Annotated in this window: 7 protein-coding genes and 1 tRNA gene; 5 read left to right on the top strand and 3 right to left on the bottom strand. The window is 55.9% G+C overall.

Translation table 11 applies throughout. The annotated features are described in order from the left end of the window. The first annotated feature begins 51 nt into the window (after positions 1 to 51). The 5 genes from hemQ (at position 52) to Fuma_RS19385 (ending at position 4,515) form a co-directional block, all read left to right on the top strand. On the top strand, positions 52 to 891 hold the full coding sequence (hemQ, locus tag Fuma_RS19410; RefSeq protein ID WP_229360687.1) for a hydrogen peroxide-dependent heme synthase: 840 nt from the start codon (positions 52 to 54) through the stop codon (positions 889 to 891). A 602-nt stretch (positions 892 to 1,493) separates the two neighbouring features. After that, a tRNA-Gly gene (locus Fuma_RS19400) sits at positions 1,494 to 1,565 on the top strand. A gap of 173 nt (positions 1,566 to 1,738) precedes the next feature. Beyond that, positions 1,739 to 3,223 carry a trigger factor gene (gene tig, locus Fuma_RS19395; protein ID WP_083732166.1) on the top strand — a complete coding sequence of 495 codons (1,485 nt, stop codon included), beginning with the start codon at positions 1,739 to 1,741 and terminating at the stop codon, positions 3,221 to 3,223. A 39-nt stretch (positions 3,224 to 3,262) separates the two neighbouring features. Next, a complete protein-coding gene (locus tag Fuma_RS19390; RefSeq protein WP_077025578.1) occupies positions 3,263 to 3,874 on the top strand; it encodes a ClpP family protease in 612 nt (203 codons plus the stop codon). A gap of 53 nt (positions 3,875 to 3,927) precedes the next feature. Then, entirely contained in the window at positions 3,928 to 4,515 is a 588-nt protein-coding gene (locus tag Fuma_RS19385) for an ATP-dependent Clp protease proteolytic subunit (protein WP_077025577.1), read from the top strand. Positions 4,516 to 4,751: 236 nt separating this feature from the next. On the opposite strand, the gene Fuma_RS19380 is transcribed toward Fuma_RS19385, so the two are convergent. The 3 genes from Fuma_RS19380 to Fuma_RS19370 form a co-directional block, all read right to left on the bottom strand. Beyond that, complete coding sequence (locus Fuma_RS19380) at positions 4,752 to 8,279, bottom strand: PVC-type heme-binding CxxCH protein (RefSeq protein WP_077025576.1); 3,528 nt, start codon at positions 8,277 to 8,279, stop codon at positions 4,752 to 4,754. A gap of 199 nt (positions 8,280 to 8,478) precedes the next feature. Next, the gene (locus tag Fuma_RS19375) at positions 8,479 to 9,357 is read right to left on the bottom strand and encodes an NAD(P)-dependent methylenetetrahydromethanopterin dehydrogenase (protein WP_077025575.1); all 879 of its coding nucleotides are present in this window, start codon (positions 9,355 to 9,357) and stop codon (positions 8,479 to 8,481) included. 164 nt (positions 9,358 to 9,521) lie between these two features. After that, complete coding sequence (locus tag Fuma_RS19370; protein WP_077025574.1) at positions 9,522 to 13,337, bottom strand: PVC-type heme-binding CxxCH protein; 3,816 nt, start codon at positions 13,335 to 13,337, stop codon at positions 9,522 to 9,524. Between the last annotated feature and the right edge of the window lie 55 nt (positions 13,338 to 13,392).

Below are 13,392 nucleotides of genomic sequence, written 5' to 3'. Positions count from 1 at the left end.
AAATCATCTTCGCCCGGTCTCAACCGACGGACGACTGAAAGGGATACAACAGTGAACCGACCTCATGGACATGCCAACCTTCCTGACCCCACCGTGCATATGACCACGGGATGGCACTGTCTGCATTTGTATTACAAAGTCGACCAGGCAGCTCTGGCCGCGCTGTCAGATGCTGCTCGAGGCGAAGGCCGCGACTTCGTGATCAAAACTCTGCAGTCTGATGCCAGCCACGCTCCAGTGCGGATGCAGGTTTCGATTGTGTCTGGTCATCGAGCTGATTTGTGCGTCATGATGATGGATCCGGATCCATTGAAAATTGACGCGGTCGCGCAGGAGATCCGCAATTCCGCCATTGGCAGTGCCCTGGTGCCGACGTATTCCTTTGTTTCGATCACCGAGATCTCCGAATATGTGCCCTCTATTGAACAGTATTCCGAGCGACTTCAGCGTGAAGGCACGTCTCCTGGCGACCCGGCGTTTGATGCGAAAGTGAACGCCTACCGGCAGCGGTTGCCAGCAATGAATAATCAGCGGCTGTATCCCGAGATTCCACCGTTTCCGGTGATTGCGTTCTACCCGATGAACAAAGCGCGGCATCCGCTGGCGAATTGGTACACAGAGCCGTTTAGTTCTCGCAGCAACCTGATGGCGGAACATGCAACTTCGGGTATTAAGTTTGCCGGTCGCGTGTCTCAGTTGATTACGGCGTCGACAGGGTTCGACGACTGGGAATGGGGCGTGACGCTATGGGCTCGATCGCCTGAGCACATTAAGGAAATTGTGTACACCATGCGTTTTGACAAAGCGTCGGCGAAGTACGCGGAGTTCGGCCCATTCTACGTCAGCTACGCTGCGTCGCCGGAAGATGCGATGGCTCACTTGCGAATATGATTCGCGGATTTGGGCAGCGCACAAAAAAAGCCGGGCCAAAAGCCCGGCTTAATCAGGTCGCCTAACGCGGGGGGTCTGGGGGTGGTGACTGCAAGGCAATCACTCTTTCAGGTGCGTTGGGCGAAGCTATTAGCCAATTAAGCATGGTGCGTGCCGAAATCGAACAGTTCAATCTTTCGCAGTCGCAAGTTATTGTGCTGCAATGACTTGCGGGGGGGCGATTCGTCCGGGGCGAAGCTGTTGCATCTGCGGAACATGTTTCCCAAATGAATCACGCGTTTGCTCCCGCGTCACATTTGGGTTCCTAAGTGGTTGTGGCACTGGCAGTTGTGGCCAAGCGTGCCGAAGCGATTCGAATGATGCGATTTTGCATCGCTCGAAATTTAATTAAGGATTGCCGAATGACGGCCGAACGGCTTTGTTTCCGCAGATTTCGGCCAATCCACAGAAAAGTCAAAGCCCAGAGACGGCAATTCCGATTTGAATTGGGACGAATCGGTTGACGGGAGCGACATTTCTTCGATAATTCCCGTCGCTCGCTCGGCTTTCGGGCGAGACAGAGACAATCAGACACGCGTTTCCTTTTGTGGGACGCTACTCATGCGGATGTAGCTCAGTGGTAGAGCACCACGTTGCCAACGTGGCTGTCGAGGGTTCGACTCCCTTCATCCGCTCTTTTTTTTTGGCCTGACGTCGCCTGAATTGTGGTGGGAATTTCTGCCGCAAACTCTGATGGCAGGGAAGGCAGTCTGCAGAGACCTCTAAGAAGCCCTGCGAAAACTCGCTGCCCCTTTTTTGACATTCGGATCAGGCTGAAGAAAACACGAATCGAGAAAAGGGCGAATTAATGAGTACTGGTGGCGAAGACGAAGGTACGTCGGAAGGCGAAGCAGTCGCCGTGGAAACTGCTCCTGAAGCCGTTTCTGGTGAACCAACAAAGCTGGACCTGACTGTTGAGATTGAAACAGTGGGCCCGTGCCGCAAGCACGTAGCGGTTACTGTGCCTGAGTCCGACCTCGAAATGCTGAGGAACGATTCGCTCGACGAATTCGCCGATCAGGCGGAAGTTCCAGGTTTCCGGATCGGTCGTGTTCCACGCTCACTTCTGCAAAAGCGGTTCAAAAGTGAGCTGTCTGACCAGGTAAAGCAGAAAGTTCTGCTGCAAAGCCTTGAGCAGATGTCGGAAGAAAACGACATCGATCCTATCAATCAGCCCGACATCGATATCGAAAGTCTGGACATTCCGGACAGTGGCGATTTCCGCTACGAATTCGATGTGGAAGTGCGTCCGGAATTCGAAGTCCCTGATTACAAGGGATTTACGATCGATCGGCCTTCCAGCGAAGTGTCTGATGAAGAATTCCAGGCATGCAAAGAGGAATTTCTGGAATCCTATTCACAGCCGAAAAAAGTCGACCGAGCGGCTGCGCCGGGCGATTCGGTGTTCTGTGATATCCTCTTCACACACAACGGCAAAGAAATTCGTGAAAGCAAGGGCGTGCCGCTACGGCTTCGCCCAACGCTTCGTTTCCAGGATGCCGTGCTGGAAGATTTCGACAAGCTGATGACTGGTTGCTCAGCCGGTGATGATAAATCTGCCGAAGTGACGATCTCGGTACAGTCACCAATCGTCGAAATGCGCAACGAGACCGCTAATATCACCTTCACGGTGAAAGAAGTGCGAGAGCACGTGCGTCCGTCTCTGGACCGGGAGTTCTTGGACCAGTTCGATTGCGACGACGAAAAAGATCTGGACGAATTCATTCGCACCAAGCTTTTGCGACAGATTGAATTTCATCAGCGTCAAACCGCGCGTGAACAGGTGCTGGAGAAGATCACTGATTCCGCTGACTGGGATCTTCCGGAATCGCTTGTGAAGCAGCAGACCGAAAATGCTCTGCGTCGCGAAATTCTGGAAATGAATCAGGCCGGTTTCACTCGTGAGCAGGTTGCGGCTCGTGAAAACGAAATTCGCCAGAACGCCATAGAAACCACTCGCACGGCTCTCAAAGAACACTTCGTTCTGGACCGCATTGCGACCAGTGAAGAAATTGAGTGCGAACCTGAAGACATCGATCGCGAATTGATGCTGATGGCAATGCAAAGTGGTGAACCACAGCGCCGCATCCGTGCTCGCATGGTGAAGTCCGGCATGATGGACAACATGGAAGCTCAGCTTCGTGAGCGAAAAGCGGTTGACTTTATTCTGGAGCACGCATCATTCAATGAAGTGGAGCGTGAACCTCTGGCTCAGAATACGGTGACCGCCGCTTCATTCGCCATTTGCGGCAACATGACGTCCAGCCTTATCGACGATGCGGCTGACGCTTGAATCTGAATTGTTGATCACACGGAAGAACAGGAAAGCTAAATGACGGATCCGCGTTCCGAGTACACGCCGATGGCGGCTCGCGACTATACAGCACAGCGGCAAATGACCGTTGGCGACCTGCTGCTCGACAACCGTATTATTTTTCTGGACGGCCCTATTCACGATGGCAGTGCAAACCTGGTCGTGATGAAGATGCTGTTTCTGCAGTCAGAAAATCGCCATCAGGACATTCACCTCTACATCAATTCGCCTGGTGGATCCGTTACGGCGACGCTGGCGATTTACGACATCATGCAGTTCATTGAATGCGATGTCGCAACGTATTGCGTAGGGTTGGCGGCCAGTGGCGGAGCTATTCTGACAGCGGGCGGCACGGCCGGTAAACGCTTTGCGCTGAAGCATTCCAAGATGATGATCCACCAGCCACACGGGCAGGTGGGTGGTCAGGTATCGGATATTGAAATTCAGGCCAAGGACATTATCGAAACTCGTGAACTGCTAAACGAGCTGCTGGCGGCGCATACCGGTCAGTCGGTGGAGAAGATCGCCAAAGACACTCAGCGTGACCACTATCTGACAGCCGTTCAGTCGAAGGAATACGGTCTGGTCGACGAAGTGCTGGACAAGGCTGCCAACGCTAAAAAGAAGTAGTCAAAGCGTCTTCGAGTTATTGATTCATTCTTCCCTGTCAGACGGATTTCATAATGACAGTTCTGGTTCCTTACGTTGTCGAAAAAAACGGGCGCGATGAGCGCGCGATGGATATTTACAGTCGCCTGCTGAAAGACCGAATTGTCATTCTCGGCAGCGGTGTCAACGATGACGTCTCCAACAGCATTGTCGCTCAGCTGCTGTTTCTGCAGTTTGACGATCCCAAGGCTGACATCCACTTCTACATTAATTCGCCTGGTGGTTCGATCACGGCGGGCATGGCGATTTACGACACGATGCAGTACATCAGTTGCGACGTCGCAACCTATTGCATTGGTCAGGCTGCCAGCATGGGAGCCATTTTGCTGACCGCTGGTGCGGCGGGCAAACGACACGCTTTGCCCAATGCTCGGATCATGATTCACCAGCCACTGGCAGGCTACGAAGGCACAGCCACGGAGCTGGAAATTCACTACAAGGAAGTGCTGCGAATCAAAGCCAGCATGAACGACATCCTGCTGAAGCACACCGGCCAGACGCTGGAAAAAATTGAGCAGGATACCGATCGCGACAACTTCATGACCGCTGAGGAAGCGAAAGAGTACAAGCTGATCGACACTGTACTCGAGAAGCTGGAATAGACGGCTAAAGCAGTTCATTTGGCCGCGTGCGAACATGCGGTTTGCTGTCGAAGATGGTTCGCCGCGGCCACAATTCAGCGTAAGACGCTGTTGCAGCGGTTCAAAATCGCGAACGACTGAAGCTCCAAGCTCTGCATATAGCCGGTGGAATAGCCAGCGCATTGCGACACACCAAGAGAGGCTTTCCCTGGACGGTGCGAAGTCCGCCCAGGGAGCCGATTGCATTTCTCCAGCTGTTAGTAATTGACTGGCTGCGAACTTCGCAGGTAGGCGAAGAGGTCTCGGATTTGCTGGTCTGTCAGCGTCTTCAGCGTCCCGTCCGGCATGATCGATATCTTGCTGGTTAGCATCTCATCGATTTCGTCGTGTCGGATGACCACGTTCTGACCGTCAACGCCTCGCAGCACGACGACCTGGCTATCTTTGTCTGCCAGAAATCCGTTCAGGATTCGTCCGTCCGCGGTGACCACGATGTGGTTTTCGAAGCCTTCTCGAATTTCTAGGCCGGGATTCACAACGTTGGTGAGAATCCTTTCCTGGTTGTCTCGCTTGAAGGCCGTCAGGTCGGGGCCAATCTGTCCGCCTTCGCCAAACAGGCGATGACATTTGCCGCAGTTGTTCATGTATAACGGCTTGCCCTGTTTTGGATTGCCGCTGCCCTGAGCCAGCACTGACTGCAGCCGACTCATTTCGGCCTGCATCTGTTCGGTGGTTGCTCCAGCCACTGTTCCCCAGTGCTTTTGCACGAGTGATCGAACTTCGTCATTTTCGTGCAGCAGGATTTTTCGCAACGCTGTTTCCGATACGTCGTCTCGCGCGACGTCACCCCGTTCGACGGCATTCAACAAGGCGATCGCCCAGACAGGACGGCTGGCCAACAGGGTTTCCGCGACAAGGTGAGCGTCGTCTGGTAGTTTTGTTAGTGCGGCGACTACGGCTTCGCCGATCCGAGCGTCATCGAACGACTGCAGCGCGGTAAGTGCCGATGAAACGAGAGCCGGGTTCTGTTCCTGTTGAACTACCTGCAACAGCACGGGAATGAATTCCGGGCGACGAATTTCACCGAAGATCTCGAGGTACTGTTTTCGGTCGTTGACGTCTGCCTTCGCGTCGCCAACGGCAGCAACCGCTTGCTTGATGGCCTCTGCATTGCCCTGGCGAACTCGCAGCGCAACCGAACCGCCGCCTGTTGCGGCGATGGCCTGCACCAGATCGTCTGGGATTTCTGCCAGAGATCGTCCCTTGAACGCTTCTTCGAAGCCCTTCAAAAGCAATGAGTTTGTTTCTTTATCGGGCGATGTGGCCAGCAGTTTCGCGGCGGCCAGTAGTTCCTGGCGCGAACCGGCCAGGGCGTAGCGTTTCATCAACCGTTCGGTCAGGTGTTGCTTTACAAGCGGTCGATTCCAGACTTCCTTGTCTGACAGCACGAGATCCAGGATCAAGTCGCGTCCATCCCCTTGAGCCTTCGCTTCCAATGCCCACCAGATCAGCAGCGGCTGGTGAATGTCGGCGGCGTCTTCGTCATATTTCAGCAGGTTGCGGATAATTGGAAGGGCGTCCTTCGCCGGAAGGCGTTTCGCTGATGAAGCCAGCTGTTTTCGGACGGCGATGTAACCTTCATTGGCCGCCAGATCCGCCAGTGCTTTCGCAATTTGCGGCTCGACTTCGTAGTCATCACACAGCAGTCGCACTGTCCAGGCTCGCACGAACTGATCGTTGTGTGCCAGCATCTGCCGCGCCACGTCTTCGGTGAGTCCGCCGCACTGGTACAGGGCCCAAAGCGATTCGAGCGCCGTTTGGCCGTCGGACTGTTTTACTTGTGCAAGCAGTGCGGGAATCATTGATGCATCCTTGCGATCGCCGATAAGGCGGTTGGCGGCCTGACGATGTGTTCGCTGTGGATGCTTGAGGGCTGCAACAAGGTCGCCTTCAACTGTGACTTTTGGCTTCGGCGAGGACTTGCCTTTGATGCGATAAATGCGGCCGTTGGTGCGGTCGATGCGGCCGGCATAATGGCTGCTGTGGTCGATGCGTTGTTCGTACATGTCGGCGACATAGATGCAGCCGTCGGGCCCGGCCTTGATGTCGACCGGTCGAAACCATGGGTCGTCTGTCTTTAAAACGCGAGACACGTCTTCTGTTTCGAAGGACGACTGATACGGCCGAAATTCGCTCATGACGACCTGGCCCTGCAGTGGTTCCACGCCGAACAGTCGGCCGTGATATTGTTCCGGCAGCACGCCTTCTTCGTAGATGATGAAGTTATGTGTGAACCGGGCTACGCTGTGGGACTTGATGTTTTCGAAGTAGCCAAAAGCATACGGGTTGGATAGCGGCCCGTGCTTACCAAAACCTTTGCGGTAGTAGCCTCCCTGGACGTAGTGAAACCCACGCGTGTCGCCGCCGTTGTGTCCTGAGTAAACTCGGCCCTTGTTGTCGATTTCGCAGCCAAACGTGTTGCCGCCGCCTTCTGCATAGATTTCGTATCGCTTCTGTTCGGGGTGGTACCGCCAGATCAGCTGGCCCATTGTGCGGACGGGTTTGTCGTTAGATCCATAGCGTTTAACGTTGCCGGTGACAGTGCTGCCCTGCCCTCCATACAGCCAGCCATCCGGTCCGAACCGCAGACTATTGACGACGGAATGCGAATCTTCCAGGCCGAATCCTTCCAACAGCACCTCCGGGTCTCCGTCCGGTATGTCGTCTCCGTTTTTGTCGGGATAGAACAGAAGATATGGCGGGTTGGTGACGAAGAAGCCGCCGCGTCCGATGGCAACTGACGATGCGATGTTCAGTCCGTCGGCGAACACTTTGTGCTTGTCATAGACGCCATCTCCGTCTGTATCTTCGTGGATCGAAATTCGGTCCCGCCCTTTGGCTCCCTGGGGTGGCGGTTCCGGCACTTTGTCGTACACGCTGCGAAGGTAGACGTCGCGGCTAAGCATTTTTACGCCAGCGACATCGGGGTACTGACGATATTCCATCAGCCACATGCGACCGCGTTCATCCCATGTCATAAACAATGGTTGAGCGATTTCGGGGTCGCTTAGGACGAGCTGCACTTCCAGATCGTCGGGCGTTTCGAATGCCTGTTCGGCCTGCTTCGGTGTCAGCGGGTCACTGTCGCCTTCTCGCTTGGTAACGTAGCGTACGACATCGTCGACCTTGTCCACCTTCGAATATCCGCCCAGCTTTCTGAGATCGGCTTCCGCGAGGTCGGCGGTTGTGTCGATTTTCAAGTCCGTCGGCGAGGCTGTCGCGAACGCTTCGTCGTCGCCCGGTCGGTATTGCCATTCGCCGTTGAGTCGAATGCCCTGGTTGTCGGTTTCGTTCAACAGCACTGGAGGCGCGACGCTGAAGCGGGGCCGTGGATCGCTTTGGTATACACGAATAGCCACCGTGTTGAATTCACCCATTTTCAACAATTCGGCGTTGATTTTGTACTGGCCTTCTTCCCCCAGCCCGCTGCGAAATTGCGGCGGAAAGGTCCCCGTCGCACCAACTCGCGTGCCGTTGACATATGCGGCTCGCGCGTCGTCAACCGCCTCTACGTGTAGACTGATTCGGTCGCCCTTCCAACTGGCGGGCACTTTTACGAGGGCTCGATACCACGAAAATCCGTCAATCGGCTTCAATTCGCCGCTCGGCACTTTCCGCCAGGCATCGGGAACCGTCAGCGTGTGCCATTCATCGGCGAAAGAGCGGGTGTGAGGTATGACGAGCAGTACGGCCAGAAGCAGCGCGGGGCGCGAGGTGCGAAGCATGGGGCGGTTTTCTGAAGGCAGGTTTGAGCGGTGGGTGGCAACGCGGAGGTTGGTCATCACACGCGATTATTCCGCACGTGCATGGAAATTGCACGCCTGCTTACAAATTTTACGGTTCCGCAGATCTCTCGTCATAGCTCTGAGGGTGTAAGCGTCTTGCCGTAACCTGCAATGAGCCCCACCCGCAACCGGCGCAAACTCAGTCGGTCGTCGATAGCCCCGCGACCTGCAAAGCCAGTTGATAAATCTCAGCTGTGTCGAGCACCAGGTCGTTGTCTTCAAACAGACTGGCGATTGCCTGCTTGTGAACCTTCATCTTGGTGCCGCCGACACCCAGGGCTCCATAGCAGATCGTGTTTGAAGCTTCTTTCGCTTTGTCAGAAACTCCAATGTCTGCAATCCCTGTTGGCGGCACGGCGTTCAGGTCGATTGCGACGGCAAGTTCATTCAAAGACTGCAACGTGCCTTCGGGAAGGAAGCACACACCGGCTGCTCCGGCCGCCACAACGAGCTTCGTACCCTTGCAGAGCGAGACGAATTCATCTGAGGATGAGGCGCCGGCAGGCGTCAGTTTTACGCCCTCTACTTTCGCAGCGATGGCTTCGCACGCGCTGGCAGCTCGATCTTTGGACCGCGATACCAGCGTTACATCGCTGCCTTCCGCCGCCAGCAGCTGAGCGACTCGCTGACCAACCGGGCCTGTCCCGCCTAGAACGACGGCGGACGTCGTTGCCAGATCGAGATGCTTTTTTGCCGCCACCACAGCGGCGGCGGCCGTGGTGTTGCAGCCGTTGGAATCCATCATCACGGACACTCGCATTGGTCCGAAAAATGTCGACGTGACCCTGGCCGTGAGTTTCTCGCCCGCTTCAACGTTACTTCCGCCGACGAAAATGGCCGTGTTGTTCAGGTCGTTCGGGCCGCGAGTAAACATGGCTCCGTGGACAAGGCCGGTGACGTTCTCGGGTAATACGTCACCGTAGCTAAACAAGTGGTCGACACCAGCATCGACCGCAACGACGCGGTCAAAAGTACTGGGGTGAGAATCCGTATCGAACTGAATCAGAATTTTCTGCATGGATCTGTCTGCGGGGCGGTAAAACGAAGAAATGTGAAGCAGCGTTTCTCTTGACTGACAATAGCGAACTAAGCGGACCCGTGCGACATGAGCCGCGCTTTATCGCCGTCAGGCTTATTGCTGATGCGTATTGGCAGCGGCTTTTTCATCTGACTTTGGAGAAGCTACGGCAGCGCCACCTGCGTTTGGCTTTGAAGATACACGATCAGGTCGCGGACCTCTTCGTCCGTGAGCGTCTTTAGCAGTCCTTCAGGCATCATCGATACCGGGGCTACGTCGCGCGATTCGATTTCGGACTTGTTGATGACGATCGGATCCGTTTGGTTGGCGACTCGCAATCGCAACTGTCGTTCGTCTTCCGACGCGGGTACACCGGAGAAAACTCGGCCATCGTTGGTGACGATGATCTGCATGCGATACGCATCCTGAATAATTGCACTGGGTGTGAGAATGTTGCCTAGCAGGTATTCCAGATTTGATCGATTCGCGCCGGTGATGTCCGGGCCGATATTTCCGCCGTGTCCATGCAGCTTGTGGCACGCTGCACACGTGCGGTTGAAGAGGGCTCGACCAGTGGAAGCGTTCCCTTTGGCCAGCGATGCCGGCGTTAGCAGGGAATGATACTTCGCGAACATCGCTTCTTTGTCACTGGACAGTTCGTCCAGAGAGCCCCATACGTCAACAAAGCTATTCCCGACAACTCGGCGCAGTAGCCGAGCGACATAGGCGGGCACGTCCTGGCGAGGCACTCGACCGTCTTTGATCGCAGTCGTAAGTTTACGGCCGGACGCACTTCGCGCCGCCAGAGTGTGAACCGCTTCCAGCTTGTTTTCGGCGGCGAAGTTGGCATATTCCTTCAGCAGGACGTCGGACAAACTGTCGTCGTCGAAGGCGGCCATCGATCGGATCGCGTGCGTGCGAAGAGCCGGGTCGGCCAGAAGTTCGATCAGCACGGGCTTCACTTCAGCTCGCTTGCGTCCGACCAAACCGTCTAAAGCCGTGCGTCGGTCAGCAGCGTCCGCAGTGGGGTCTCGCAGTGTTCCCAGCAGCACTTTCGCGGCGGACGAATCGCCGAACTGCTGTGACAGTTGCAGAGCGACCTTGGCCGTTTCTCCACCTGTGGCCCGCAGCTTTTCGTAAACAGCGGGCCAGTTGGCGGGCGACTTCAAGTCGTAGCGACCTTCGAGGCCATCACGCACACCAAGGAGCATGGTGAGCTGGTTCGACTTCGCATCGGCAACGGCAGCCAGCAGTTTTTCGAACTGGCCTTCATGTGCGAGTCGACGAGCAACATGGCGCACGAGAAGCGGAATCTTAGAGTTTGCTGCGAGTCGCAACGCGCGGTCAACATCGCGAGTGACGTGCGGTTCGATGCCAAACCAGATCATCTTTGGAATGTTGTGATCGTCCGCGTCTTCCGCATGTTGTGTCAGAGCTTCGACCAATGGCCAGCCGGTGGTCGGTTCAATTCGCTGAATAGCGGCAGCCAGATACAGTCTGACCACAGCCGATTTTTCCGACGTCGCCATTTGCAATAGTGCTTCTTTGATATCTCCCGTGGCCATGCCGTCTTCGCATAAGAACTGAACGGCCCATGCTCGAACGATTGCGTCTTCGTGCTGCAAACACGCGATCATTTGCTCACGCGGCATATTGCTGGTGACGTGCAGTGTCCACAAAGCTCGCAGCCGTCGATCGGTTTCGCCTTCCGCAAAGATCTGTCGCAACTTCGCCACAGCGTCTGGCTGAATTGTTCGCTGAGTCGCTCGATGCTGCAGGACCCCGCGAGCACGATTGGAATGCCATACGCTTTCTACCGTTTGCAGGTCGGCCAGTTCGACGTCGCTGAGTGTGGCCAAATCTGCATGTCGATTTGGGAAGTCCTGCGCCGCAGATTCTGTCGGTGCGAAGCGGAAGATGCGACCGGTCTCTTTGTTTAAAACTTCCTTCCCGCAGATGTCCGCGTCGTGCCAGTCCAGCACAAACAGGTTTCCATCCGGGCCGACTTCCACGCTAAAGCCGATCCATTGAGCGTTGTTGGCTAGTGCAAATTCGTCGCCGTGTTTTCCGACGAAGCCGCTGCCTTTGGGTTCCAGAATATCGGTCAGCACCGCATGTTCGTGAATGTTGGCCATGAAGATGCGGCCCTTGTATTTGTCAGGAAATGCGTCCGACTGATACACGCGAGCACCACCATGCGCCGACCGATGCCGGTGATCCGCGATCGTGCGGATGTCGCTGTAGACGTGCGGATTGAAGTGGCTGCCGCCCTGCCTGTGATAGATTCCGCCGGGGACGACGTGCCACAAATGAGGGATCACGCAGGCGGTGATGAGTAGTTGTCCGTTCGCGTCGAAGTCCATGCCCCACGGATTGCTGAACCCGTGAGCCACCACCTCGAAGCGATCTTTTGCCGGGTGGTAACGCCATACGCCACCGTTGATGTCAACGGGATCTCCGTCGAAGGCGATGTCTTTCGGGAAGGGATCGTTGTGCTTATACAGCTTTCCTTTGCCAGCCGGTTTGCCAACCTTCGATGGCGTGGCATAACCCTGACAGCCATACAGCCAGCCGTCCGGTCCCCAGCGGAAACTGTTTAGGGTTTCGTGACGATCGCGAATCCCCCAGCCGGTCAGGCGCACTTCGATGTCGTCCATGTCGGCTCTGTCGTCGCCGTTGGCATCGGGGACGAACAGCAGGTTGGGCGGTGCTCCCAGCCAAAGTCCGCCCATGCCGACGGCGATGCCGGCTGGAAACGGAATGCCTTCCAGAAACACTTTGCGGCTGTCTGCTACGCCATCGTTGTCGGTGTCTTCCAGAATCAGAATGCGGCTGTTGCCGTCGTTGGCGAAGCCGGTCTGTCGAGTTTCGTAGTCACGATTTTCGGCGATCCACATTCGGCCTCGATCGTCCCAGCAGAATGCCATCGGCTGCGTCATCATCGGTTCGGACGCCCACACGTTGGCTGTGAAACCGTCCTTCAGCGTCATGCTTTCGACTGCCTTTTCCGGTGTTAAAAATTCAGCTCGCCGGCCTTCCTGCTGAGCGATCTGCCATTGCGCCCACGCCATTAGCTGGCCGGAGAACCGCGACCAGCGTTCGGTCAGCGCTACGTCGTCGAGTTCGCCGGTGAAGGCGATCACTTGATGCCGAATGACTTCCTTCTGGCCTTTTGCAATTTTCCAGTCGCCCATGCGAGCTCGTACCGGCCCGATGCCGAGCTGCCCGTCAACTCGCCACGGTTGAGGGAACCCTTTGTTCTTTGGATGGTCGAAGATCGCAATATGAGCCAGATCATCGCGACCTTCCAGTTGGATGCCGATGTCCGCCCAGACGGCTCGTTGACCTTCTGCCCGCATGCCTTCCTGGCGAGCACTATTCACAACCTTGCCATTGACGCCCGGCTTCCACGGCATCCGCAAAAACAACCCGCCGTAATCAAATTTGCCGACGGTCACATCAACTTGCGCTTCGCCCGTCCATGTCAGGTCGAGCGCGTAACTGTCTCCGTAGTCGCGGAGCGTCCAGTCCTGAGTTTCTCGCAAAACCGCGTTGCCGTTTTCGTCCAGCAGATCGTAAACCGTCTGCCATTGAACGCCATCGGCTGCTTCGGCCGTGACCACGGTGGCGGAGACTCGCTTCCAGTAGCGGCCTTCCGGGTGATGGAAGTAGTCGCGACCGTTTAGTCGTGTGAAGCCCCAGTACAGGCCGGTTTGATGTTTGTGATGTCCCGGGCTGAATTCGGTAAGCTGCCCTTTGCCGTCCGGAGCGACCATGGGATGCAGGTACGGCCGAAAGTCGGGCTTCGCCACCTGCGTGACCAGCGGCTGGGTTTCGCCAGAACGAGTGACGTGGATTTCGTTGCCTTGTGCGCTGAGAGTCGCAGTCAACCGAGATTCAGCGGCAGCCGTTGTGGTCGCAAAGACGAACAACGCGATGGTAAATCCGCCGGCAAGCGAATTCTTAACGTGGGATTTCATAGATCGAGGCCTTGTCGTAATTCCAGGTTCGGTCCCAAACTCCTGTTTGAGAGTT

The organism is Fuerstiella marisgermanici (assembly GCF_001983935.1).
In the GTDB taxonomy this organism is placed as follows: Bacteria; Planctomycetota; Planctomycetia; order Planctomycetales; family Planctomycetaceae; genus Fuerstiella; species Fuerstiella marisgermanici.
The sequence above is the reverse complement of the archived record's forward strand: the minus strand, read 5'-3'. Positions and strand labels throughout refer to the sequence as shown.